Origin of the sequence: Acetomicrobium sp. S15 = DSM 107314, from assembly GCF_016125955.1 — a bacterium.
Lineage (GTDB): Bacteria > Synergistota > Synergistia > Synergistales > Thermosynergistaceae > Thermosynergistes > Thermosynergistes pyruvativorans.
The window spans coordinates 84262-109768 of the sequence record NZ_JADEVE010000184.1 but is presented as its reverse complement, the minus strand read 5'-3'; the positions used below and the strand labels follow the sequence as shown (position 1 = coordinate 109768).

The following is a 25507-nucleotide window of genomic DNA, read 5'->3' as shown; positions in this document are numbered from 1 at the left end:
GTGAAACCATGTCGTCGTGGGATGATGTGCGCAAAGAATACTACCGACGTCTGGGAGCAAGCGTTACCAAGGCACTGGAAGGAAACGGATTCAAGGCTCGCTATGTAGAGACAGGAAATGCGGCCAGGGAGGCTGTCTTGGAACTCATACCCCCCGGTGCATCCGTCGGCATCCCAGGAAGTGTAACGATCAGGGAGCTGGGTTTGCCCGAGGCTCTCGAGTCGCGAGGACACAAGATATTCCACCATTGGGGTGTATCTCTGTCACCCGAAGAGAGAGCCAAAAGGCTCATGGACGAAAACGCATCGGATGTATTGTTGACTAGCTCAAACGCCGTGACGCTCGACGGAATCCTCGTCAATATCGATGGCTCCGGCAACCGCGTCTCAGGAATGGCCTGGGCGAGCAACAGGATAATTTTTGTAGTAGGGATAAACAAGGTGTGTCGCGACGTAGAATCTGCCATACAGCGGATCAGAGACGTGGCTACCCCTATGAATGCTATCCGTCTGAACACGAACGTCCCCTGCAAGAGCGTGGGGCACTGCGTAAACTGCAACAGTCCAGAGCGGCTTTGCAGGGCAGTGTTAACCCTCGAGCGGGTACCTACGGGTCGCGACGCTCATGTGATCTTGGTCGGCGAAGCGCTCGGCTACTAAAATAGCAAGGGGGCGCGACGGATTGTTGCACGCGCAGCAGCTCGTCGCACCCCACTTGCTATTCTATTTTATAGGAGCATAGAATCTTTCCCTGTCGAACTCTCCCAATGCCTTGCTCGCCACCATCACGCCGAGCGGATCGCCCGTAACGTTCAATGTCGTGTTTAAAACATCTATGGCGACATATATGCCAGCTATCCACCCCACCGGCGCGAGGGGCAACCCCAACGTTTGGAGCGTAATGGCGGCGATCAATATACCGCCACCAGGAACGCCGGCACATGCAGCAGCGCCGAAAACCCCCATGAGGAGCGCCACGACCACGTGCGCCACGGTGAGCTGTGCGCCATACATCTGTGCCGCCCATACCGCATAAATGGGCATTTCTGCAGCCACAGCTTGCATGTTGATGGTAGCCGCTATGGGAAGGATCAGATTGGCTGCATCATCCGGGACGCCCAGTGCCTTCGTTACCCTCAACGTCACCGGAAGTGTAGCAGAACTGCTCTGGGTAGAGAAGGCTGTTATCATGGCAGGGTAAACCTTTTTCCAAAATGTTAGCGGGTTGACTCGAAGTATCAAGAGCAAAACAATCGGATGCACTATAATAAAAATCAGCAAATAAGCTGTCCATTGAGTGAGCACCATTTTGCCTACGGCGGCAAGACCCACTCCTCCAATGGTCCCAACGAGATCGCCCATGAGAGCGAACACTCCAATAGGCGCATACCAGAGTATAATATCAACAATCTTATAGATTACTGCCAATGCTGAGGCGAGGAAATCTTTCATGAATTTGCTCTCTTGAGGGGCTACATCCTTGACTAAGACTACGCTAAAGCCTACCAATAGAGCTATAATTATGACCTGTACGATGTTGAGTTCCAATAGCGGTCTGATGCTGTTCTGGGGTATCCACCCTAATATAACATCCCGCACCGATACGGCAGCCAGTTGAATCTCTTTCTCTCCGAGCGCGACGCCTATACCAGGCTTCATAATATTAGCTGTTGTATATCCAATAACAGCGGCAATAATACCCATAATCGCCCAATAGGCCATAAACCAACCAAAAACCCTCCCCATTCTGCGATAATCCTCTACAACAGTAGCTGAGTGGGCTATCGAAACAAGGATAAGCGGACCCACTATGAACCTTAAAAGATAGATAAATGCGTCACCGAAGGGTTTTATGACCGAGATCTCAGGACCGATGATGGCCCCCACGACTGCGCCGATCACGGCTCCCATGAGAATATAAAGCGGCCTCTTGCCGAGCCTCAACACAGTATCTAACTCTGCCATAACAACACCCCCTTAGCCTAACGGCTCTATATATTTTTCCTCAAGCTCTTTCATCGCTTCATCGTAACGACCCCAAAGCACCCTTGCTGCGGCCAAAACTGCCATACTAATTATACCAGCTTCCTCTTTAGTGGTAAAGAGCGCCACATGGGTATCGAGGTAACTTTTAGGCACAGCTATAGACAACACAACTCCAGTGCCTGGCACAAGACCGGCACCTCGAACGACATCGTTTAAAGCATTGCTCATAAATATTACGCCGCCTACATCTTCGGAGATGAGCCTTGCCAGTTCTGCGATTGCCATCGCCCTGCCATCAGCATTATCTGTAGCCGCCATTAGGATAGCAAGCCGCGCTATGTTGCTCGATATTTCAACCAGCTTATCCTTCATTTCGCCCTTTTTCTCAGGAAAGGCATCTCTTACAAGGATGTAATTTAACCTCTCTTTCTTCAGCGCCTCCTCTAAGCTTTCTCCAACGACAACATTATCGATCGCCTCGTTAAACCTGATCAAAAAAGCTTCCTTCTCGAGCTTTAAATGCGGCAGGTAGGCTTTGCTCTCTACCACTATAGTAGGAGCCTTTAGCGCTCCTATCCTCTGCATCACCTCCCGCTTGGGTGGCAAAGGTACGTTTCCTTCTAAATCTTCCACGGGGCCGATGCCAATTCTCGACCCATTTATCGTGAGCAAAAGAGCTAAATGGACCCCTTCCGCATCAATCTGTACTCCACCTATAACGTCACTTGCAACTTCACCTTCGCTGGTTGCGACGACAAAACCTGGAATCTTTCTAACAAAGGCATCCACGACGGAAGCTGCCACGGCATATTCCGTCGCCACGGGGAGATCGGTCACACCGTGGCCATACATTCTGCCGAAGACTTTTAAGACTGTTAGATGAGGCAAAGCGGCATCCTCACCGATAAGCCTTTTTAGGATTTCTGCCTCAAAGGGCGCTATGCCACGCCTTGGAACGGCTTTCCCTATCCCCCCGTCCTCGGTTCTCACCAAAAGCGTTCCCTTTTCCACGAAAACCTCCTTAATGATAGTCCTAATGCCAAAGCGCTCGCACAATATGCGACTTATGGCAGCAAAGCCTTGTGAGTCGTCCTGGTTTATCCCCGAATGGCTGAAGACGTGGCCCACCCCTATATGACCTGCTATACATATAGCCATGGCTACGCCTCCTCTGAAGGAATCGATATTTCCCCTGATACGTTCATGTGAACAATGCGTCTTATATCTTCCACATCGCTCGAATGTCCCAAAGCCCACATGAGTTTGGTGACGCATGCCTCCCTCGTCATATCATAGGCAGATATCGCGCCAGCCCTCATTGCCCTTACCCCTATCTCGTATTCCCTCAAGTCGACAATGCCATAAGGCACTTGGGTGGTTAGGATAATGGGCAGAGTGTTAGCCACTTTCTCCACTTCTTTAAGCAGATCTCTTTTTCTATAAGGAAGGCCACCCGACCCAAAGCACTCGAGAATCAATCCTCTATAACCCATCTCGACTAACTTGCCGATTATCCTCGGATCGATGCCTGGAGTCAGTTTGAGGAGGAAGACAGGGCTGTCCCATTTTGCATCCAGCTCGGGGCGGCCGGTAAGCTCGGTTGGACTTACATTAAAACTTAACTTTCCATCGTCGCTTATATATGCCACGACAGGATAATTTATACTATCAAAAGCATCTACCCTTACTGTGCTCACTTTTGAAGTTCTACAGCCTTTCATGATCTTTCCAGCGAACGCCACAAACACACCACCGAAATTGGAGGATGCGAACAGGAGGGCATCCCTCAAGTTTCTGTGAGCATCGCTTTCGGGCATACCCGCAGGGATCATTGCGCCGGTCAACACAACCGGTTTTTCCAAGTTCTTCAACATGAAGGAGAGCATAGAAGCTGTGTACGCCAAGGTGTCCGTGCCATGGGTGACCACAATCCCGTCGTACTTTTGCAGGCCGGCGAAGGCCTCCTTTGCAATAAGTTCCCAATCTTCCGGCTGCATAAGAGAGCTATCGATGTTCAAGATTTCCTTAAACTCAACGCTTGCTATGTTTCGGTCGACCCCGGCAAGCACAAATATATCCTCAGGACCAAGCTTGGGAGTAAGTCCTTCTTTCGTCTTGACACTAGCTATGGTTCCGCCTGTACTTAAGATGAGGATTCTTTTCAACAAAAATCGTCCCCTTCCTTCTTTCTTTTGTCGATTACAATGGCGCTACCTGCGCCAGGTGGCCGGCACAAAGAGCAGGAGCACCTCGTACAGCTCGAGTCTCCCCATGACCATGCACACGGAAAGCACCCACTTACCAGCCATCGGGATCGAGGCGTAGTTATCCGTAGGGCCGACGCTTCCGAGGCCAGGACCTATATTGTTGAGCGTAGCGGCAACGCTGGCAATGGCCGTTAAGACGTCAACGCCCAATCCAGCCATGATTATAGTGCCCACGGTAAATACCACTATGTAAATACTGAAAAAGACCAATATCGATGAGACGACCTCCCTGCTAACCACTTGATCATTTAAACGTGTGTAGATAACGGCTTTGGGATGAAGCAATCTCATCAGTTCGGCGTAGATCTCCTTGAATAGCATCAAGATTCGAACGTTTTTGATGCCTCCTCCGGTCGAACCTGCGCACCCTCCGATGAACATGAATACGAGCAGGAGAACCTGAACATAAAACGGCCACGTCTCATAATCCGCCGTGACATAACCTGTAGTCGTAATTATGCTCACTACTTGAAACGCCCCGAATCGCAAGGCATCCAAGAACGTGTCATAGTTGCCAGAAAGGAGCAAGAAGGCAGCGACGGAAAGGACGCCGCCGACCACCAAAGAGGCGTAGAAACGAAATTCCTCATCTCTCCACCAAGCACTTATATCGCCTTTTAGGATCTGAAAATGCAGCGTAAAATTGGCACCGGCCAAAAACATGAATAGGATTATCACCCAATCAAAATAAGCGTTGCCATACTGCCCTATGCTGGCATTCAGTGGCGAGAAGCCACCCGTAGCCATCGTGCCAAACGTGTGGGTAAGTGCCTCGAATATGTTCATCCCGCCCAAGAATAGGAGCCCGGTTTCGAGTGCTGACAGCAAGACATAAACCCCCCACAACAAAAGAGCGGTATGCTGGATGCGCGGCGTGAGCTTCTCCGGCACAGGGCCAGGCACCTCGGCCTTATAAAGTTGCATCCCTCCCACTCCGAGCATGGGCAATATGGCCAAACTCAATACGATGATGCCCATTCCGCCGAGCCAATGCGTGAGGCTGCGCCAAAATAGAATCCCTCGCGGGACAGACTGGATGTCGATCAGCACAGAGGCTCCGGTGGTGGTGAAGCCGGACGCAGCCTCGAAAAAGGCATCTGTATAGGAGGGAAGTGTTCCGTGTAGCCATAAGGGCAGCCCCCCGATAGCCGAAACAAAAAACCACGACAACCCCACCGCCGCAAAGGCCTCTCTGGGACCCATATCTCCCGCTTTCTTTCCGCGACCGAGGAGCAAAAAAACACCGGATATGGCTAAGCCTAAGACCATGCTGTAAAGGAGGGGAAACAAGTCGTCGCTGCCGTCGATCGCCGCCCAAAAGATCGGCCACAACATCCAGAGCGATACAACTATTCCAAGTAGGCCGAGAATTTTGTAAACTATGCCAACCCGCATTTAAATACTACCCCTCGAGGATGTTTAAGGCTTTAGAAACGAGCCCGCTCGACGCAAACAACACTACTGTATCGTTGGCCTGAAGCACGGCGTCTCCGTCGGGAACGAAGATCTCTCCATTTCTCTCTACAAAGGCTATTACAACCCCTTTGGGCAGATTGAGTTCTCTCAAGGGTTTCCCGATCGTCGGGCTATCCGCAGGCACAGACACTTCCAACATCTCTGCGCCGATTTTGTCAATTATAGAGAGCGATGTGGCCTGCTCAGAATAGCGAACAAAACGCAGTATCATGGAAATTAAGGCTTCGTTCGGATTTACCAAAGAATCCACTGGCAGATACCGATCCATGTTCAAATACGTCTTATGACGCACCACGGCTATGCTCTTCTTCGCGCCGAGGGCTTTGCCCAATACGGCGATTAATATATTGGTTTCGTCGTTGGCTGTCGTGCAAACAAAGCCATCGACATTCTCGACGCCCTCCTGTTTCAAGAACTCTTCATCGTCGGCGCTGGCACACAATACGACGGTCTTTTTCAGCTCTTGGGCCAGGCGCTCGCATTTCTCCTTGTCCATATCGATCAGCCTTACATCGATGAAATTTGGGCTACGTTCAAGCCTGGAGGCGAGTTGAAAACCTATTTTGCCCCCTCCCACGATGAAGACGCGGTGTAAGGGGCGCTTCTTTTTGGGCTGCAATAACGATTCCACAAATGGAAGGTCTTCCCTCATGCACACGAGATAACAGAGATCGCCCTCGCAAAACCTCGAGTCGCCGGATGGGACAAAACCCTCGTCGCCCCTCTCGATGAAGACGATGATGGATCGAAGTTTGGAATATCGCTTTCTGACATCGCTCAAGGTCGTGTTGACCACTGGCGAATCGGGAGCTACTCGAAAGGCATATATGCCGACCTGTCCCCTGATGAGCTCTCCAGCGTAAGAAGCGGCCTGCACGAAGAGCAATTCTTCGATCTCTCTTGCCACTGACCGTTCAGGAGAAGCCATGAGATCGATCCCAAACTCGTGAGCCCATGCCTGCGTATCGGTGAACTCCAGACTCCGCACTCTGGATATGACTCGCTTAACGCCCGCCCTCTTGGCGATCCAGCAGGCCAATATGTTAACCTCATCACGATCGGTACAGCCGACCAAAAGATCTACATTCCCACCCTGCTGCACACCCGCCTTTGCTAAAACTTGAGGGCGGGCGCCGTTCCCTCGGATAACCATGGCATCGAGCTCGCCATCGGCTTTAGCTGCTTTTCCCTCGTCCTGTTCTACGATTATGACGTCGTGACTCTCTTCTATCAATTTTTGAGCGAGGCTAAATCCCACTTCTCCGGCACCTATTATTACGACGCGCATTTTCGCACCCCTTGTGCTATCCTTGTCAAAGCAATTTCATAGCGATGGATATTATAGACCAATAAGGGGGTGAAACCGTGCCCGATCAACCCAAAATAGCCTTGGTCGTAGCTGGAGGAACGATCGGCATGAGTTACAGCGAGCGAGAGGGTGGCTACGCTCCAGCTCTTGGAGCCCAAGATATGTTTCGATGGATCGACCAGGCTCGACTGAATTGTTCCATAGAGGTGGTCGACTGGAGTCATCAACCCAGCTGCCATTACACCACCAGAATGACTATAGACCTCATCCAGATACTCCGCAAACTTGTAGAGGACGGCTTCGAAGGCATAGCGGTCACCTGTGGCACGGATGCTATGGAAGAGATGGCATATCTTGCGGACCTGCTCTGGTCTTATCCGCAGCCGTTGATATTCACGGGAGCCATGATCCCATCGGATCACATCGGCACAGACGCCATCCTGAACTTAAACCAGGCCGTTTTAGCGGCCGCCTCAAAGGTCACATGGGGCTTGGGAGTTCTTGTCTGCATGCAAGACCAACTCTTCGCCGCCTCAGAGGTTTGCAAGGTGACAAATTATCGCAGAGATGCCTTCGAGGCGCCTGGGCGCGGTCCAGTTGGAGAGATAGTGGAGAGGAACGTTCAAATCTTGAGGTCGCCAAAGCGGTCTACACCTTTGCCGGAGCCGGTTGTGCCGGCGAAAGATGTCGAGATAATCTGGGCCTCTCTGGGCGGAGGTGAGGTGTTATTAAACCTCCTGACCGAAGAAGAGTTAGATGGGATAGTGCTGGCTGCCTTCGGATCGGGCAACGTAAATCCTCTGTGGTTGCCGCCAATTAAGAACATAGTTCGGAGGGGAATTCCGGTCGTGCTCGCATCGCGTTGTCAAAGAGGGCAAGTGTTGCCGATATATAGCTATGAAGGCAGTGCCCTAAAATTATTCAAAGCAGGTGTGTTAAACGGAGGGCACCTGTCTCCGCTACAGGCACGGCTCAAGTTGGCCGTCGGAATCGGCGCAGGCTACACTGGTGATGTCCTGCAGCAATACCTGCTCCGCTAAGCATACAAACTAACAACCAATACATATTGCCTTAGGCTCGGTCTGGTGGCTGCAGTGTTCGTGTGAGACGTAAGGTATGAAAGGAGGAGAAGACTAAGAAAGACAAAAACAAAGACGTGGTCCCAAGAGTGTTTTGAGGGGTGAAGCTTCATGGATGAAATCACGGTGGTCGACATCATCAGGGCAATCATAAACAAGGCTGCCGAAGGCGGCATTGGGTGGGGGAGGTATGAAACCAAATACCGGCGACCCCTCATCGGATTTTTAGATGCCTCAGACGACCGATTTATAACGCTTCGCGATAAAGTGAACCCAAAACATCTATTACCCAATGACATCTTAAGAGGAGCAGAGACGGTGGTCTCGTTTTTCTTTCCCTTTACACCAGATATAGTGAATAAAAACAGGCGCAAAGAAGGGGACCCCGATATCAGCTGGCTATATGCATATGCCCAGACTAACGCCTTGATATCGAGCACTTGCGAACTCATCAGAGACGCCCTTTTGGGCTTAGACATCACAGCCGGATGGGTTGAACCGACCCACAATTTTGATAAATCAACGTTGTTGAGCAGATGGTCGCATAAAAGCGTAGGATATATGGCAGGGCTGGGCAAATTTGGCCTCCATCAGATGTTGATCACGCCGCTTGGATGCGCTGGACGGTTTGGGAGCCTGATTTTAGACTATCACCTTAAACCCACCGAGCCACTGTTGTCGCCCAAAGTCGAAATATGCCCAACTCTGGAGGGTAAAGCCTGCAATGCCTGTATTAAAGCGTGCCCGGTCGGTGCCATCTCACTTAATGGAGTCGACAAGCATAAATGCTTCAACCGTCTCAACGAAGTCAACGAACGTTACAGATCGGTCATAGGAAATGAAGTAGATGCTTGTGGGAAATGCGCCACTGCGGCATGTGCGCTAAAAGACCTGAGCTAATGATAGCAATTTGAACTGATACCAAAGGGCGCTACACGAATGGCACCAAAGCTACGAGTAGGAAAATGAACCAGCGCACGCCGCTCAATTTAACCGCTCGGCCGAGAAGCGCAAAAAACACCACGGCAGAAACGATGGAAAGCTGCGGAAACCAGACGAGCTCACCGGGAAGCAACTTAGAAAGGGTGCTCAGGCCGAACTCGCACAGGGCAAAAATGAATTCAACTCCCCAAAGAGCCCATCCCACCAAAGGTAGCGGCAATAGAGCCAAAAGCGAAGCCGCTGCGCCGAGGGGAAAGAGCAGCGAAAAAGCTGGGATGGCGACGAGGTTTACGACCAATCCCCCCAAGGGGACGCTGCCGAAGGTGTGGGCTATCTGCGCCGCCGTCGTAACCCAAACAGATGGGCTGGCCGCGATGGCGCCATGCCAAGTGCGTTTCACGCTTGCCAAGGAAGCGAGCGTCAAGGCGGCCAACACCGAAAGTCTCCACCCCACATCCCAAAACCACCAGGGGCGCCACAAAAGCAACGCGATAGCTGCAAGGGACACAGAGTGCACAGAGGATTGAGGACGGCCAATCCAGCCGGCCAGTATTATCGCCTCGATCATGAGCGCGGCCCTCAGGGCGCTAGGTGCGGCACCTGTAATCAGCGTATAAAACCATATACAAGCGCTCACCCACGCCGGCGCAAGAGGCATATTTCGGAAGAGCTTGCGAAATACGACGGCTACTAAACCGACATGGAAGCCAGATACAGCAAGGAGGTGCACGGTGCCCCACCGACGATGTCGTTCCTCCAGACCTGGATCTCTGACCCCCAATAGGGCGGCGCTCATGTAACCGCGCAGGCGTGGAGGTAGCCTCAAAAGCAGGAAGCGCCTCAGTCGCGTGCGCCACCGCGCCAAAGGCGAACCATCGCCGCCGGAGCGTTTGAGCTCAGCCACGACAACCTCGCCGCTTACGCCCCTGGCCCTCCAATACAGATGCGGATCGAACTCTCCTGGTTCTCGAGCTTCGGAAAGCTGACGTGGAAAACCTTTTAAGTAAACACCGTCGCCCTCTTTCAACGCAAGCGCTGGCGAAGCATATACGAGCCACCTTTTGCCCGATACATCCGCCACGATAGCCCTTCTGCCTCCCCAGGGCCGCTCCGTGACTATAACGCCCTTACCTTCGACAGCTTGAGGAAGCGAAGGTTCAACGGAGGATCTCCAGGAGATGAAAAAACCTCCCAAGACTGCGAGGGCCACGATGAGAGATGTCACACAGGTCAGTCGCTTGTCCATCCTCTTGACGCTGAGGAGCGATAGGCCCAGGGCGGCAAGTCCTCCTATTACCCCACAAACCAAGGGAGATACTCCCCTTGAAAGGGAAAGGAGGGCACCGCTCCAACCCAAAAGCAAAACCAGCGCGGGAGAAGTGTGTAAAAGCGTCACGGTGAACCCACGGTTATGAGGTTTCGAACGGCTTCCAACTTCTTAGGGCCTATCCCCTTGACCTGCAGCAGGTCTTCGACACGCCTAAAGGGGCCGTGGCTTTCTCTGTAAGCTATTATGGCCTCTGCCGTCTTCGGTCCGATCCCGGGAAGCCGCTCAAGGTCTTCCTTAGAGGCCCTGTTTATATCAACCGAACCAGTGGAAGTGCTGTCTAAAAAACTCCCCTTTTTCTGATTCTCTTGGGCCACAAAGCCTTGTGCCGGCGTCTTGGCCTCGCCCTTCTTAGGGACGTGCACATGGACGCCGTCGGATAGCTTTGCCGCGAGGTTTATGGATTCGGCGTCGGCCTTATCTGTAAGCCCGCCGGATTTCTCGACGAGCTGGTAGACCCTGGAGCCGGCCGGAAGGTTGTAAACCCCGGGCCTCGCGACGGCGCCGGTGACGTAAACCACCCACCCCTCTTCCTTAAGAGGCGCTGCAACCGGTTCCACTTGCGCCTCCCGGGACCTAACCCCTAAGGAGGGACCGGCTTCAGTGGTGGGCCCATCGTCGGAAAAACGACCGGAGAAAGTCCACAGCAAAAACGAAGCCAAAAGGAAGCACCCCACACCACCTGCGAGAAAAAGAAAGCCGCGCCACCTACCCTGCCCTATCACGAACCTCACGCTCCCGCAAGGGAAAAGCACGCAGAGAGAGGATCTCTCCGTGAAGGCACCAGTGTTCGGCGCGCACTAATTTAACGAGGGCAAACTTCCCCAAGCAATTTGCGCCTCCTGGCACAATAACCACTTTATCGGTAACGGTTCGGCCCTGAAGCAACCCCTCACCCTTGGGGGCGAAACCGTCAAGCAAGATTTCGCATTCCTTCCCCACGAGGCCCTTGTTGATCTCAAGCGCTATCTCGGATTGAAGGGCATTCACTGCGCAGAGGCGCTCTCTCTTCGTCTCTTCTGGAATCTGCCCTGTCATCCGCGCAGCGGGCGTGCCTTCTCGAGGGGAATAGGAGGCCGTATGCACCTGATCGAAGCGAAAAACCTCCAGAGCTCGCAGGGAGGCCCTGAAATCTTCGTCGCTTTCCGTGGGAAAGCCCACGATGAGATCGCTGGTCAAGCCGAGCTGAGGCAAGGCATCCCTCAACCTCTCCACTTTGGCAGCGTATTCAGCCACAGTGTAGCCGCGGTTCATGAGGCGCAATATCCGGTCGCTTCCGGATTGTATCGGCAGATTGACCGAGGGGCAGATAGATTCAACCCGCGCCATAACTTCGATCAGATCGTCCGTGAAGTCGCGCGGATGAGACGTGGTGAAGCGCAACCTAACAAGGCCAGGAATGGACGCCACGTCCTCCAAAAGGCGGGGGAAGCCGTATCCCTTCAGGTCGCGACCGTAGCTGTTCACGTTCTGCCCCACAAGCGTGACCTCCAATACGCCGCTTTTGACGAGGTGCTCTACCTCATAGATCACGTCTTCTGGCCTGCGAGAGCGAAAGCGTCCGCGCACATAAGGCACGATGCAATATGTGCAGAAATTGTCGCAGCCATGTGCTATCGTCACATATGCCTTATAGGGGTTGCTTCGCACGATGGGAATCTCGTCTAAGTCTATAACTTCCCTGGCGTTTGCATCGAGGAGAAGATGCCTTCTTCCGTTTCGCAGCGCGTCGTCGAGCGCCTCCGGCACTAATCCGAGATGTCTGGGTCCGGCCACCAGGCTCACCCAGGGGAAGCGGCGCATCAATTCCTCACCCATCCGCTGGGCCATGCATCCGATCACGGCCACAAGAGGCCGTGAAGCGCGAGACCGGGAACGGCCGTGCCGCCCCAGTGCACTCAGGACCTTTTGCTCGGCCTTCTCCCTGATGCTGCACGTCACAAAGACGATCACTTTAGCCGTGTCTTCCGGCACCTCGACCCATCCTCTATTTACCAGTGCACTCCTGAGGCGGTCGGCATCGTAGACGTTCATCTGGCAACCGAAGACGTGCAGATAAAACTTCGTCCCCTTGGGCATTCAACTTCACCACCGAAAAAATCAGCTCAAATACATGTGTGTATATAAGCCTATTGAAAATAGCTTCAATATTATACCAGAGGACACGAGGAGGAGAGGTAAATACCGCAGTGCAAGTAGGTTTATGCATCATGCACCGAGTATAATTGTAAAGATGAACATGCAGCAATAAGCTCTGACGCCGAAAGGAGAGATACAAATGAAGCGGGTAGTCGTCATAGGAGGAGGACCTGGCGGATATGTGGCCGCCATCAGAGCCGCTCAACTGGGTGCCGACGTCACATTGGTCGAAAAGGGCGAGCTCGGAGGCACATGTCTAAACAGGGGATGTATTCCTACCAAAGTCCTCCTTCATACAGCTGAACTCTATTCATCCGTCAAGGGAGGCAAGCGCATCGGTTTGAACACGGAAGGCTTGTCGGTCGACTGGAAAGCTCTCATGGACAGGAAAAGTTCCGTAGTAAAGCAACTTACCAACGGAGTAAAGGCACTCCTTTCGTCTAACGGTGTCTCCGTCGTTCAAGGAGAAGGCTCATTTGCGACGCCCAAAGAGGTTTTGGTAACCAAAAAAGACGGAACAAAGGAGAACATAAAGGGCGATGCCTTCGTCATAGCCACCGGATCAGCGCCGGTTAAACTCCCCCTACCCGGTATGGACCTCGAGGGCGTGATAACCAGCGACGAAGCGCTCTCACTCGACGAGGTTCCGGAGTCTATCGTCATCGTCGGTGGCGGCGTAATAGGGATGGAGTTCACCTCAATCTTTTCGAGCCTCGGATCGCAGGTTGCGGTAGTGGAAATGTTGCCCGAGATACTTCCCCCTATGGATTCGGAGATGGCCGCCGCACTTAAAAAAATTATGGAGCGCAGGGGCGTGCGCTTTCACACGAGCACAACCGTAACGGGCATCACAAGGGAGGAAGGCCTACTCCAGGTGAAAGCGAAAGCCGGGGAAGGAGAGCTCTCTCTCGCCGGAAAGAAAGTGCTCGTGGCCGTGGGGCGCAAGCCCTATACGGCGGGCCTGAACCTTGAAGACATAGGCGTCAAGGTAGAGCGCGGGCGCATCGCCGTGAATGAGCAGATGGAGACGAGCGTCGCAGGGATATACGCCATAGGCGACTGCGCAAGCCCTATAATGTTAGCCCACGTGGCGATGACGGAAGGAGCTATAGCGGCAGAAAACATTATGGGCGAGCACAAAGCCATGAATTACAAGGCTGTTCCAAACTGCCTCTACACCTCTCCCGAGCTCGCAGGTGTGGGTTTGACGGAGGAGGAGGCCAAAAAGCACGCAGGTGAAATAAAAGTAGGGCGATTTCCCTTGGCGGCGAACGGCAAGGCTCTCATTTTGGGCGAAACACAGGGCATGGTGAAGATTATAGCAGACGCAAAATATGGCGAGATTTTAGGACTGCACATATTGGGCCCCAAGGCCACAGAGCTCATCGCCGAAGGAACGATAGCCATGACACTCGAGGCCACGCTGGAAGAGATAACTTCCACAATTCACGCCCACCCTACAGTGGGAGAGGCCATATTCGAAGCTGCCCTCGCTGCCGATGGCATAAGTATACACATGCCCAAGCGGTGAATCTAAATATGGTTCACTATGTGAAACTAAAGTGCAATTTCGGTTGACAAGTACGACAAGATTAGCCTAAAATATCGATGTTCAAGAGCATTTAATCTCATCTGGGAGGGATAGGCATGAAGGGAAAGTGGCGTTTAGCGTGTGTTGTATTTGTTGCAGCGTTTGCGCTTTTTGCCTCGTCGGTAGGCGCACAAGCGGCTTACCCAGATAGACCAGTACAGATCATTTGCCCCTGGGGCGCGGGCGGAGGAACGGATCAAGTAGCAAGGACAATAGCCGCCATCTTGCAGGAAGATCTGGGCGTTCCGTTTAACGTGGTAAACCGCACCGGCGGAGGCGGAGCCATAGGTCATATAGCCGGAGCCAAGGCTCAGCCAGACGGATATACGCTCACTATCATCACCGCCGAGCTCAACATGATGCATTGGATGGGCATGGCGGAGGTAACTTACAACGACTTTCGCCCCATAGGGATTGTAAACATCGACCCTGCGGCGGTATGGGTTTCGGCCGACTCGAAGTGGGGGAAATTGGAAGACCTCGTAAATGAGATAAAGGCAAACCCAGGAAAACTGCGCGCCTCCGGCACGGGCACCGGTGGCATATGGCACCTCGCCATGGCCGGGTGGCTCGCCTCTATGGGCCTTCCGCCTGACGCGGTCACTTGGGTTCCCTCTACAGGGGCCGCTGAAGGCCTGCGCGAGCTGATAGGCGGAGGCGTGGATCTGGTGCCGTGCAGCTTGCCCGAGGGCATGAGTCTCTATTCGGCCGGCAAGATCAAGGGGCTCGCAGTCATGGCAGATGAGCGCGTCAAAGCCTTCCCCGACATACCGACGCTGAAGGAACTCGGCATAGACTGGAGCCTGGGCACGTGGCGCGGCATAGCCGGCCCCAAGGGGCTTTCCGACGACGTCGTAAGTGTTTTGGAACCGGCATTGAAAAAGGCGGTCGAAAGCGAGCGTTTCACAAGCTTTATGGATCAAGTTGGATACGGTGTGGCCTGGATTCCGACCGACGAGGCAGTAAAGTTTTTGGCAGAAAACGATGAAGAGCTGGGCAATCTCATGAAAGAGCTGGGATTAGCCAAGTAGAAGGAAGGAGACTTGCAAGAGCGGGGAGACTTAGCTCTCCCTGCTCTTATTTGTGTGAGAGGGTGGTCACATTGCTCGCAAAAGATGCCGTTATAGGCACCGGGTGCGCTGTCGGAGGGGTGCTCATTGTACATAGGAGCATGCAGTTAGGGAATGTCCCTGGTTCATATGCCGGGCCAGGGCTTTTCCCCACGCTTATAGGCATCGCTTTATGTATCTGCGGTATATTGGTGTTAGCGCCCGCTTTGCGTCAAAAGGAGAAAGGGGAGAAATTCTTCAGCGGGCCGGGCGAACGCTTAAGGCTCGTGGAAGTTACGGGGCTGGTAATATTTCTGATCGCCTGTGCTCCCAAGTTGGGCTTCATTCTAACGTCGTGGATCATGATGATGGCAGAGTTATGCTTGCGCAAGAATAGCCTTTTGCGCAGCGCCGTTACGGCCACGATATTGGTAGCAGTAGTGTGGGGGTTATTCACAAAGGCGCTCAGGGTTCCGCTTCCCGTGGGACCGTGGGGGTGGTAGAAAGATGATGGCAAACCTCGCGGCAGCAATTCAATTATTATCGAGCCCCTATTTAATTTTCATCATGGTCATTACGGCGGTCTATGGCCTCTTTGTGGGGCTCGTCCCGGGGCTAACGGCCACGATGGCCACCGCTTTGTTCGTTCCCTTCACATTCTTCATGGATCCGCTCCCCGCCTTAGCGGGTGTGATAGTCCTCTCGGCCATGGCGATATTTGCCGGAGACATTCCTGCGACGCTGGTGCGCGTTCCCGGCACCCCGTCGAGCAGCGCCTATGTAGAAGATGCATACCAACTGTGCAATAAAGGAATGGCCGTGAAGGCGTTGGCCCTTTGCGCTTGTTGTAGTGCTACGGGTGGGATCATTGGGGCACTTTCGCTAATGCTTATCGCTCCTACGTTAGCCCAATTTGCCACGCGTTTCACTTCGTTTGAGTACTTCTGGCTCGCTATTTTGGGCCTTTCCACCACCGTCACGGTATCAAAGGGCTCCACGGTTAAAAGCTGTATAGCGCTCCTGTTGGGGCTCTTTTTCTCCACTATAGGAATAGATATAACGCTCGGCATACCGCGCTTTACCTTCGGAAGCAGCGAACTTTTGGGCGGCGTGAACTTCATCCCGGCGATGGTCGGACTATTCGGCGTGAGTGAGGTTATACGCACGACGGAGGAGTCGGTCAGCTTCACGGCGCAAAAGCTCTCCTTCGGCTTTTTTGAAATGCTCAAAAGCGCATGGGCAGCGATGAAAAACCGTTTAGGAATACTGCTGCGCTCTGCAGTGCTGGGCATGGTCATAGGAGCTCTGCCGGGTGCAGGGGGCGACATCGCTGCCTGGATCTCTTACGGCGTCGGTAAACTTTCATCGAAACATCCGGAAGAATATGGCAAAGGCTCGGAAGAAGCAGTCCTAACCGCAACGTCGGCCAACAACGCAGCTTTGGGCGGAGCATGGATCCCGGCGCTCGTTTTCGGCATACCGGGTGATTCCATAACGGCCATATTGCTCGGCATCCTCATGATGAAGGGGTTGCGTCCTGGTCCCCTTATCTTTGAAAGGCAAGGGGACCTCGTCTACGCCATATATCTGATCTTTCTCATCGCCAATGTGCTACTGATTCCCCTCGGATATTTGGCCGCCAGGTCTGGCATGCAGATGCTCAAAGTACCGAAGGGGATTCTCATGCCTGCTATACTGCTTTTTTGCTGCGTCGGCTCTTACGCCATAAACAACAGCCTCTTCGACGTGGGCGTGATGCTTGTCATGGGGCTCTTGGGATATTTCTTCGAGAAGAGCGATGTGCCCGTCGCCCCGATAGTCTTGGGGCTGATACTCGGGCCCATGGTGGAGCGCAACTTCATGATGAGCGTTATAAAGACCGGCGGCGCCTTGAACCAGTTCGTAACGCGCCCCATAAGCACCGTGCTGGTGATCTGCGTAGCATGCGCGTGGACGATCCCGCTCTGGTCGGCGAGAAGAAGGCGCAGAAGCGTTGCCTCGTAAAGAGACAGGGAATCGGGAGATGGCGCTCGATTCCCTGTCTCTTTACGACCTGGAGACGCCGCTAAGAGGAGCGGAGAAGCTCGCTCAGCGCTTCCCTCCAGCGCGCCACGGAAAGACATGCCGTAACCCCGGAAACCCAGGAAGCGCTCCCGCCGCCTTTGGCTTCGAGCTCTTTTCTGTCCTTTACGATCTTCCGCAGGTCCACAGCGACGTCGTTGCCGGCCGTTAAAACGAAGTAGGCCTCCCTTTCTTCGCCCACCTGAATCAGCAAGACAACCACGGCCTTTTTTCTTTCTTCGGTGAGCTTCTTCAAGGCGGGCGTCGCGACCTCCACCGTCAAGCCTGGCGCCTCGGCGGATAACAGCTCGTATCCGTCCACTTGTTCTTCCGAGAAGGGAAAGGAGATGTAGCTCCTCACCTTGCCGAGGAGCTTTTGGAGCGATTCTTTCTCTTCCCTCAGCCTGTCGTAAATGGGCTCAAGGTCTTCAGGCTTGCATCCGACCTTGCGCAAAAGTTTCCTCATGACCCTGCCGTAATCATCCAAGAGGTGCGCCCTCTCCAGAGAGAACTTCACTTCCCACTCGGGAGGTGAACCCCTGAAGGCCGTCACGATCACCCCTCCGACTTGAGCCGTCGAGGATACGTGGCTGCCCGAACAGGCTATCAGATCGTAATCACCGATCTGGACGATCCTTATCTTCTCGCTTTCTATTCTCTCCCAGTTGGCCTTTAAATTGGGAAGGCTTTGGGCTTCTTGAGGAGAAAGGCTATAAATTTTTACGGGGATATCGGAGGCGATGATAGAGTTCGCCTCATCCTCGGCGGAAAAGAGCATCTCCCATGTGAGTTCTCCGTCGTAGCGCAGGTATATAGAGCTCTCTTTGGAATCTATGGAAACCTTATACACCTTGAGACCTGAGACCTGCCTTTCTAAAGCCCGGGATAGTATGTGTTCGCCGGTGTGCATGCGCGAAAGTGTCGCATGGCGTCCGTAGTCAACTTTGACCGTTACAACATCACCAGGCCTCACTTCCCCCCGCTTCACAGCCAAGTGGAGCACAGGCCCTGCGTCTTCTTCGGTGCAATCATTAACAACCGCCAAAAGATTTGTGCCCTCCAAGGTGCCCGTGTCTCCAGGCTGTCCTCCCCCGGCCGGGCGGAAGGGATTTTCGCAAAGCGTCACAAGAGCTTTCTTGCCCTCGACCTTGAGGACATCCTTGATCTTAGCTTCCACAGATGTTTCCTCCCTCGACTTATGGGACGGCCTTCACCATCCCGCCATCGACTATGATAGTCTGTCCAGTTATGTAGGTGTTGGCCTCGGAACACAGGAAAACGGCGAGCTTGGCGTATTCCACTGGGTCGCCAAACCGCCCCAACGGTATGGCCGAAAGCGTGACTGCTCGGACATCCTCTACGCTCTTTCCCATTTTTTGCGCGTTCGCCTTGTCCACTTGCTCCAGGCGCGGCGTGAGTATCCGGCCCGGCCCTATGACGTTTACGAGGATGCCATAAGGGGCCACCTCCCGTGCCAAAGTCTTGCTCATCCCAGCCACACCGATGCGGAACGTATTGGAGAGTATGAGATTGTCTATGACCTCTTTGACCGAAGAGGAGGTGGAGTTCACTATCCTTCCCCAGCGCTCTTTCTTCATATAGGGAAGCACCTCCCGGATACTCCTCACGTAGCTCAAGAGGTCGAGCTCGAAAGCGCGCTGCCACGCATCGTCACCGAAGCTCTCGAATGTGCCTGGAGGTGGGCCGCCCGCGTTGTTGACGAGCACATGGATCGTGCCGAAGGCGTTGGCGGTCTCGCGCACCAGCGCTTTTATTTGATCGGCCTTCGTGATGTCACAAACCCTATACAGAGGCTCATTGCCGGTGGCTTCCCTTATCTCCCTTTGGGCGATCCGCAATTTTTCTTCGTTGGAAGAGGATATCATGACGCGCGACCCCTCTTTTGCAAACTCAGCGGCTATGGCCTTGCCGAGGCCAGAGCTCGAAGCCAACACTAAAACACTTTTGCCCTCGAGTCCGAGGTCCATAACTTTTCCCTCCGTTTCCTAAAACCTTTTGTACAAAACGGCGCCCTTTTGTCGCAGCGCCGTTTTGGCAGCGCTTTTATACAGGAAGCTCTACTCAAACCTGACGAAATCCTCGATCTTTCTCCTATATGCCCGAGGAAGAAGCTTGACTCCCGGCTTAAGGTAACCAACCGCGATGATCATGGGAACTATCTTATCGTTGGGAATGCCGAATTCCTTCTTTATGGCCCCCTCGTCAAAGCCGTCCATCGGGTGCGTTTCCAATCCCAACCCCCTGGCGGCAGCCATTACGCTCATGGCGAAAAGCGACGCGTTTTTGACCGCGAAGATCTTCCTCTGCAGGCTATTGGGAGGGCCGTAAAGGGTCTGGATCATTCCCAGAGTCGACTCCGTGGCCTCCGGCTTCATATAGCCTAACTCTATGTTGGACTTTATAACTGCATCCCGGTTTTCCTCAACGCCCATCGGATCGGCCACGATTATGAGCACAACCGAGGCCTCTTCCACCTTTGGTTGGTCGAAGGCACAGCGCCTGAGGACCTTTTTTCGCTCCCTGTCTTTGACAGCGATGACCTTCCACGGCTGCAGATTGAACGAAGACGGGGCGAGATTTGCGATCTCCAAGAGCTCCTTCAACGTATTATCGGGTATGCTGCGCTCGGGATCAAAGAAATTTATGGAGCGCCTCTCTTTCAACGCCTGGATGACATCCACTGCGATCCCTCCTCTGTAAAATGGTCTCAAGTGGAATTATATCACGCAATTGGAAGGAGTTTAAGTTAAACCATACCTCCTTTTTGCGCCGCAACGATCCCTCATCTGCCAAATGTTGCGACGAAAGTGTGACCAAAGGGCATTGACGAAGAAAGGCTCGAAGCATTAGTATAAAATTAGATTTTCAAAAATGATTCAATTTTGCGTGGCGGTACAAATCTTTGAGCGGAGGTGTACAGACGATGCAAAAGTGTGAATTAGTCGAAAAGTGCCCATTCTTTAACGACTTAATGGAAAAGATGCCGGCGACGGCCAATATGATGAAAAAGCGCTACTGCCTGAGTGATAATTCACAATGTGCTCGCTACGCAGTATTTAAGGCTGTGGGGAGAGAGAAGGTGCCGAAGGATCTGTTCCCAAACCAAACAGAAAAGGCCCAGGAGATTATCGAGCGAGGGAAAACTTGATCGAATTTGACCCTGATCGTCAACATATCGCTGCGGAGGTGAAAAAATGGGAAAGGGCCTTATGAGGCGCAGTGCAATTTTGATCGCACTTTTCGTCATCCTCATCGTGGGAGTTTACAGCTTGAACAACATCGTGAATGGACTTGAGAAGGAAGACGCTGCCATAGAGGCCATTGCCTTGAGGCAAGCCTTCTTGGCGGAAGGTATATTTGCTACAGCTACTTACTTAAGCTATGATCAAAACGACGCAATACGGCGAAATCTATCCGATAAAATCAAGGCTTTCGACCAAGGGCTGAAACTACTCTTGGAAGGAGGGGTTCTTCCACCCCAAATCCTCTCCTACTTGCACATTGACACAATCCATCCTGCCCCGCCCGAGGTGCAAGACCAAATCAAAAGCATATTGAGCCTTTGGCGCCAGGTGCGGGAAAGGCTCGACGCCATCTCCAGCAGCAGCAACGCTCAAATGACAGCAGAGGCCTTGGCAGAGGATCGGAGAACGCTCTTAGACGAGTTAAACCGCCTTCAGGCCGTACTAGCTGAACACGCTGTAGGCAAAACAGCATGGTGGAGGCGCGTTCGATCGGCAACACTTATCGCAGGTACGGTCTTTGCCTTTTTGGTGGGGTTGCTCATAAGCAGGGGCATCGTCCGTCCGCTAAAAAACCTCCTATCATTCGTAAAAGCGCTCGCCGAAGACACCTTAGACCTGACTCAGCGCTTACCGGTCAAATCCAGGGATGAATTGGGCTATTTAAGCGCCGCGTTCAACCACTTCATCGAATTTCTGCGGCGTTCTTTCTGGGACACATTCTGCACGTTCAGGGATAGCGCAGTTCAAATGAGCGCCGTGGAAGACCAGGTAAGGCGCTCCTCGTCCGTATTTAAAGAGATGCACGAAGAGCTATCCAGAGGGTCCAAGGACATAGATGAAATTGCTGCCTCGGTTCAAGAGGCCAATTCGGGGATAGCCGAAATAGCTGCGGCTAGCGAAGGTCTGGCTCGGATGGCGGAGGAGCTGAACGCCGCTGCCGCAGAAATCGGAGAAAGGGCCGCTTCAGGCCAATCTGCCCTTGAGGAGGTAAGAAAGTCCATCCTTACCATGAGAGACCAGGGCCATGGGGTGGCCCAAAGCACAGAGGCCGTGACCGAAAAGGCCTCCCTTATCCAAGACGTGGTGAAGGCTATAACGGCCATCGCCGATAGGACTAATCTATTGGCATTGAACGCCGCTATAGAGGCCGCCCGGGCCGGTGAGCACGGCAAGGGCTTTGCGGTGGTTGCAGAAGAGGTGAGGAAGCTCGCTGAGGAGAGCAGGAGGGCAGCCGTTCAGATAGGGGAAAATCTCAACGCCGTGATGGAAGAGGTCGAAGGAAACGCCAAAGAGATCGCCTCTATGGCCGAGGAGATGGACAGCGTGGCCAAAAGAAGCGATCGCGTAATAGAAGAGATTGCCGCCGTGTTGAAGGGAATCGCTTCGGTGGGAACGAGCGCCGAGGGTGTGGCTTCCAGCGCCGAGGAGTTGTCAGCCTCTACGGAGGAGATGTCGGCAGCGTCGGAACAGATCGCATCTCGCACCTCTGACCTCAAAGAGATAATGGAGCGCGTAACACATACGGCAAAGACCATGGAGGGATCGCTGGTCTCCTTAAGCGAAGAGACAAAGCGCGTGGTGAATCTTTCTCGAGCGATGCTGGATAAATTTTCCAGGTTCAAACTCGCCCAGAAAGAAGATTTTATCGCCGAAGTCGAAGGAGCTTTGGAGGCCCACAAACGCTGGGTCAAGAGGCTGAAAGCCGTAACGAGCGGAGACGAAGCCTTCTCCTTCGTTCAGACGGACCCTACCCGCTGCCACTTCGGCGTTTTTTATGCCATTTCTATCCCACCTCAAGAGATCGCTGCGCTTTGGGAGGAGATAGGGAAAATCCACGAAATCGTCCACAAATCTGCACTTCCCGCTATCGAAGCGGTATCGAGGCGCGATTTCGACGCCGCTAAAGCTATGTATGGTCGCGCCGAGGAGGCGAGCCGCAAGCTCACAGCGTTGATGGAAAGGTGCCTTGCCATATGTAAAGGCGAGGCGCCTCTTGAGGCGCCCACAGGTCTGAGGGCTTTGCCGGTAACCGCTTCCGCATCTGCCGCCGACTCGAAAGTCGCGCAAGCCTTCGCCTCCCGCCCGTGATACAATGCTACAAAAGGCTATACGGGCGGGGGTTAGATGAAGGGAATAGAAAGGCTTCGCACTGCAGAAGATCTGGGGCTCATCCGCGTGAATGAGCCCCTCTGGCTTCATTCCCGTTGGAGGATCGGGGGGGTGGCGGATCTCTTCATAGAGCCGCTCCGGGCAGATCAAGTAGCAAGGGCCTGCGCTCGTGCTGAAGAAGAGGGCGTCGCTCTTGTTATCGTAGGTAATGGGTCTAACCTCCTCTTCAGCGACGCAGGGTTGCGCGGCGCCGTGCTGAAGATAGGCCGCAAATTCTCCCACTATACAGTCAAAGGCAACATCATAACGGCCCAGGCCGGCGCGTGGGTGCCAGCCTTGGCAAGAGCGGCTGCGAATAGGGGCCTAAGCGGACTCGAGCACGCTGCGGGCATACCCGGCACCTTGGGCGGCCTTATATATATGAACGGCGGCAGTTTAAGGCACAGCATAGGCGAAACCGTCCGCAGGGTATGGGCAATGGACCGCTTCGGAAATGTGAAGGTCATGCATAACGCCGAATGTGCCTTTTCCTATCGTCGTTCCATTTTCCAAGACACGGATCTTGTAATCCTCCAGGCAGAGCTATTGTGTCGACCCGACGACCCATCCCGAATCAGGCGGCAAACGCTTGAGATCCTCGAGGAGAGGAAAAGGAAATTCCCCTTAAAGCTTCCGAACTGCGGCTCTGTCTTCTCCAACCACCCGGAGCTCTATGATAGCTTCGGCCCTCCGGGCAAGGTGATACAAGACCTGGGATTGAAGGGGCTTACGGTAGGCGGCGTCCAAGTGAGTCAAAAGCATGCCAACTTCATCGTAAACCTCGGCGGCGGAAAGGCCGCTGATGTCTTTAAGTTGGTTAGCCTGATTAGGGCAGCAACATTTAAACGCACCGGCTTATACTTGGAGTGCGAGGTGCGCTATGTGGACGAAAGGGGGCGCTTGGGCCCCCTGCACACCTTCCTCGACGAGGCAAACTAACCCTGACCAACGAGGAGCGCTTCCTCGGGGACAAGCGACCAGGCGTATTGCATCATCAAGGCCGCCAAATCAACCCCCGTGGTGCTGATCGTAGAACTTCGAAACTCCGGCTGGCCGTTGACCTCGTTTATAACCCATCGTCCATCCATCCTAAATAGATCTACGGCCAAAAAGTCGCCTGGGATGGCTTTATAAAGTCGCTGCAAAAGGGAGACCAATTCCCGATCTTCCTCTAAGGGATACCTCACAGCTTGGGCCCCGCGGGCGGTGTTGGTTATCCAGTGGCTGCTACATCGTTTTATGGCCGTAACGGGCTTTCCGCCGACCACGGTAACCCGCAGGTCATAGCCATTTTTCTCCACATAACGTTGCAAGAAAAAGACCTGATGATGAGGCCCAAGGTAGCTCTTGTGCTCTACCAAGGCTTCAGCGGCGTCGCGGTCATTCACCTTCGCTAAAAGTCTGCCCCAGCTCCCCACCGAAGGCTTAAAGACTACAGGGTATCCGAGCTCCTCCGCGGCTTCGACTGCCCCTTCCGGGGAAAAAGCTACACGGTATTCAGGTTGAGGTATACAGGCCGCGTCCAAGCGCGCCGCCGTGGCAATCTTATCGCCGCATAGAAGCATTATCGAAGAATTGTTGATCGTGCGCACGCCCTTAGACTCCAAGAGTTGGGCCAACGCGACATTTTGTGTATGACTCACACAGCGGCAGATGACAACCTCGCCGGGATAGCCGCCCAAGTCGGGCCATCTCTTTGTGCGGATGTCTTCTGCCACATACGGTATCCCCAGTCTATCGGCCGCTTGAAAGAGCATCTTTTCCTCCGTGCGCAGGCGAGAATAGATGATGCGCAAGGGAAACGCTCCATTAGCTTCCCCCATGAGATTGACGCTTTGGGCAGACTCTGCCATAATGAATCCCTCCTCGAAAGACAAAAGGCGTTAACTTAAATTTACAATATGAACGAATTCTAAACCGGATTACCAAAATCTGTCAAGGGCATATCTCAAGCAGAAAGCAGATGTTGAGCAATGCGAGAAAGAGCTCGTTTTGGCTTAGAATTTTATATGAGGCACCGTATCCATTCCACCTACACTTTTATATGAGTATCAGGGTGGGCAAAAGTGCTCTACCTGAAAAAACAGAAGCGAAGCCGTCGTTGTCTTTGGGCTGTCGGTGCTGACAACCGAGGGAAACCATCGCCCAAGCAGGCATCAGATGGCAAATCGTTCGCCAGATGTAAATGAGGGTTTTAAACAGGGCAAAAAGAGAGCATCAAAGAGGGTTGAAAAACGATTAAAATGATTATAAAATCTGAACAAAGAAGAGACGGAGGTGGTGTTTTATGTCTCGTTTATCGGGAAAGCGCTTTCTGCAATTTGTAGAGGACGAATATGAGGACCTCGAGCTATGGTATCCCAAAATTCGCCTCACTGAAGAGGGGGCTCAAGTCGTAACAGTCGGACCGGAAAAAGGGCGAGTCTACCGAGGCAAAAACGGTTACCCGTGCAAGGCTGACTCTTCGTTCGACGAGGTAGGAGCCGGAGATTTCGACGGTCTGCTGATCCCGGGAGGTTATGCTCCCGACAAAATCAGAAGGTACCCCAAGGCTTTGGAACTCACCAAAGAATTCCATAAGGCCGGTAAAATCGTCGCCTTCATCTGCCACGCAGGATGGGTGCCCATCTCGGCCGGCATACTGAAAGGTGCTAAGGCCACATCGTTTTCCGCGATAAAAGATGACATGGTAAACGCGGGGGTAAATTGGGTGGATGAACCCGTCGTCGTGGACAAAAACCTCATAAGCAGCCGTACGCCTGCCGATTTGCCTCATTTCTGCAAGGCCATAATCGAGGCAGCTTCAAGCAACTAAAGGGCACCGAAAGGCTCCATGAGAACGATCTGAGCTCCGGGGCACAAACTCCG

General features: G+C 53.3%; 23 protein-coding genes. 11 read left to right on the top strand and 12 right to left on the bottom strand.

The features are described from left to right. Window positions 1-8: 8 nt before the first annotated feature. The gene (locus tag EZM41_RS05245) at window positions 9-659 is read left to right on the top strand and encodes a lactate utilization protein (RefSeq protein ID WP_198470082.1); all 651 of its coding nucleotides are present in this window, start codon (window positions 9-11) and stop codon (window positions 657-659) included. Between the two features lie 63 nt (window positions 660-722). Here EZM41_RS05245 and EZM41_RS05240 read toward each other — a convergent pair whose 3' ends face one another. The 5 genes from EZM41_RS05240 to trkA are packed head-to-tail and all read right to left on the bottom strand — an operon-like array spanning window position 723 to window position 7016. Beyond that, window positions 723-1964 carry a dicarboxylate/amino acid:cation symporter gene (locus tag EZM41_RS05240; protein ID WP_198470081.1) on the bottom strand — a complete coding sequence of 414 codons (1242 nt, stop codon included), beginning with the start codon at window positions 1962-1964 and terminating at the stop codon, window positions 723-725. A 12-nt stretch (window positions 1965-1976) separates the two neighbouring features. Beyond that, the gene (locus tag EZM41_RS05235; protein ID WP_198470080.1) at window positions 1977-3143 is read right to left on the bottom strand and encodes a hypothetical protein; all 1167 of its coding nucleotides are present in this window, start codon (window positions 3141-3143) and stop codon (window positions 1977-1979) included. A 2-nt stretch (window positions 3144-3145) separates the two neighbouring features. Then, window positions 3146-4150 carry an asparaginase gene (locus EZM41_RS05230; RefSeq protein ID WP_198470079.1) on the bottom strand — a complete coding sequence of 335 codons (1005 nt, stop codon included), beginning with the start codon at window positions 4148-4150 and terminating at the stop codon, window positions 3146-3148. A gap of 45 nt (window positions 4151-4195) precedes the next feature. Then, window positions 4196-5647 (bottom strand): TrkH family potassium uptake protein, encoded by a 1452-nt coding sequence (locus tag EZM41_RS05225; RefSeq protein WP_198470078.1) that lies wholly within the window; start codon window positions 5645-5647, stop codon window positions 4196-4198. 7 nt (window positions 5648-5654) lie between these two features. Further along, window positions 5655-7016: a Trk system potassium transporter TrkA gene (gene trkA, locus EZM41_RS05220; protein WP_198470077.1), complete on the bottom strand. Its 1362-nt coding sequence runs from the start codon at window positions 7014-7016 to the stop codon at window positions 5655-5657. Window positions 7017-7093: 77 nt separating this feature from the next. Between trkA and EZM41_RS05215 the strand changes: the two genes are divergently transcribed. Beyond that, window positions 7094-8077: an asparaginase domain-containing protein gene (locus EZM41_RS05215; RefSeq protein ID WP_198470076.1), complete on the top strand. Its 984-nt coding sequence runs from the start codon at window positions 7094-7096 to the stop codon at window positions 8075-8077. A 150-nt stretch (window positions 8078-8227) separates the two neighbouring features. After that, window positions 8228-9016, top strand: a complete 789-nt coding sequence (locus tag EZM41_RS05210; RefSeq protein ID WP_198470075.1) for an epoxyqueuosine reductase — start codon at window positions 8228-8230, stop codon at window positions 9014-9016. A 31-nt stretch (window positions 9017-9047) separates the two neighbouring features. Here the strand turns inward: EZM41_RS05210 and EZM41_RS14325 are convergent, their stop codons facing one another. From EZM41_RS14325 to miaB, 3 genes are read right to left on the bottom strand one after another with little or no spacing between them, the layout of a single operon-like run. After that, complete coding sequence (locus EZM41_RS14325) at window positions 9048-10454, bottom strand: ComEC/Rec2 family competence protein (protein ID WP_198470074.1); 1407 nt, start codon at window positions 10452-10454, stop codon at window positions 9048-9050. Next, on the bottom strand, window positions 10451-11110 hold the full coding sequence (locus tag EZM41_RS05200; protein WP_342449240.1) for a helix-hairpin-helix domain-containing protein: 660 nt from the start codon (window positions 11108-11110) through the stop codon (window positions 10451-10453). Before EZM41_RS05200 ends, EZM41_RS14325 begins: the two co-directional genes overlap by 4 nt. Continuing rightward, window positions 11094-12464: a tRNA (N6-isopentenyl adenosine(37)-C2)-methylthiotransferase MiaB gene (gene miaB, locus EZM41_RS05195; RefSeq protein WP_198470073.1), complete on the bottom strand. Its 1371-nt coding sequence runs from the start codon at window positions 12462-12464 to the stop codon at window positions 11094-11096. Before miaB ends, EZM41_RS05200 begins: the two co-directional genes overlap by 17 nt. Window positions 12465-12663: 199 nt before the next feature. Here miaB and lpdA point away from each other — a divergent pair, with 199 nt between their 5' ends. From lpdA to EZM41_RS05175, 4 genes are all read left to right on the top strand, one after another. Continuing rightward, complete coding sequence (gene lpdA, locus EZM41_RS05190; protein WP_198470072.1) at window positions 12664-14055, top strand: dihydrolipoyl dehydrogenase; 1392 nt, start codon at window positions 12664-12666, stop codon at window positions 14053-14055. A 116-nt stretch (window positions 14056-14171) separates the two neighbouring features. Beyond that, complete coding sequence (locus EZM41_RS05185; protein WP_198470071.1) at window positions 14172-15146, top strand: Bug family tripartite tricarboxylate transporter substrate binding protein; 975 nt, start codon at window positions 14172-14174, stop codon at window positions 15144-15146. Between the two features lie 71 nt (window positions 15147-15217). Then, on the top strand, window positions 15218-15667 hold the full coding sequence (locus EZM41_RS05180; RefSeq protein WP_198470070.1) for a tripartite tricarboxylate transporter TctB family protein: 450 nt from the start codon (window positions 15218-15220) through the stop codon (window positions 15665-15667). Between the two features lie 4 nt (window positions 15668-15671). Beyond that, window positions 15672-17168 carry a tripartite tricarboxylate transporter permease gene (locus tag EZM41_RS05175; protein WP_198470069.1) on the top strand — a complete coding sequence of 499 codons (1497 nt, stop codon included), beginning with the start codon at window positions 15672-15674 and terminating at the stop codon, window positions 17166-17168. A gap of 61 nt (window positions 17169-17229) precedes the next feature. Here EZM41_RS05175 and EZM41_RS05170 read toward each other — a convergent pair whose 3' ends face one another. The 3 genes from EZM41_RS05170 to EZM41_RS05160 all read right to left on the bottom strand — a co-directional run bounded on the left by EZM41_RS05170 (window position 17230) and on the right by EZM41_RS05160 (window position 19927). Beyond that, window positions 17230-18402 (bottom strand): alanyl-tRNA editing protein, encoded by a 1173-nt coding sequence (locus EZM41_RS05170; RefSeq protein WP_198470068.1) that lies wholly within the window; start codon window positions 18400-18402, stop codon window positions 17230-17232. A 19-nt stretch (window positions 18403-18421) separates the two neighbouring features. After that, window positions 18422-19213 (bottom strand): SDR family oxidoreductase, encoded by a 792-nt coding sequence (locus EZM41_RS05165; protein ID WP_198470067.1) that lies wholly within the window; start codon window positions 19211-19213, stop codon window positions 18422-18424. Window positions 19214-19303: 90 nt separating this feature from the next. Beyond that, window positions 19304-19927, bottom strand: a complete 624-nt coding sequence (locus EZM41_RS05160) for a nitroreductase family protein (RefSeq protein ID WP_198470066.1) — start codon at window positions 19925-19927, stop codon at window positions 19304-19306. A gap of 242 nt (window positions 19928-20169) precedes the next feature. Here EZM41_RS05160 and EZM41_RS05155 point away from each other — a divergent pair, with 242 nt between their 5' ends. The 3 genes from EZM41_RS05155 to murB are packed head-to-tail and all read left to right on the top strand — an operon-like array spanning window position 20170 to window position 23578. Then, window positions 20170-20394 (top strand): hypothetical protein, encoded by a 225-nt coding sequence (locus EZM41_RS05155; RefSeq protein WP_198470065.1) that lies wholly within the window; start codon window positions 20170-20172, stop codon window positions 20392-20394. A gap of 46 nt (window positions 20395-20440) precedes the next feature. Beyond that, entirely contained in the window at window positions 20441-22579 is a 2139-nt protein-coding gene (locus tag EZM41_RS05150) for a methyl-accepting chemotaxis protein (RefSeq protein WP_198470064.1), read from the top strand. Between the two features lie 36 nt (window positions 22580-22615). Then, complete coding sequence (gene murB / locus EZM41_RS05145) at window positions 22616-23578, top strand: UDP-N-acetylmuramate dehydrogenase (RefSeq protein WP_198470063.1); 963 nt, start codon at window positions 22616-22618, stop codon at window positions 23576-23578. Here murB and lysX read toward each other — a convergent pair. Continuing rightward, on the bottom strand, window positions 23575-24492 hold the full coding sequence (gene lysX / locus EZM41_RS05140; protein WP_232619078.1) for a lysine biosynthesis protein LysX: 918 nt from the start codon (window positions 24490-24492) through the stop codon (window positions 23575-23577). The genes murB and lysX overlap by 4 nt on opposite strands. A gap of 434 nt (window positions 24493-24926) precedes the next feature. Here lysX and EZM41_RS05135 point away from each other — a divergent pair, with 434 nt between their 5' ends. Further along, window positions 24927-25454 (top strand): type 1 glutamine amidotransferase domain-containing protein, encoded by a 528-nt coding sequence (locus EZM41_RS05135; RefSeq protein ID WP_198470062.1) that lies wholly within the window; start codon window positions 24927-24929, stop codon window positions 25452-25454. The last annotated feature ends 53 nt before the right edge of the window (window positions 25455-25507 follow it).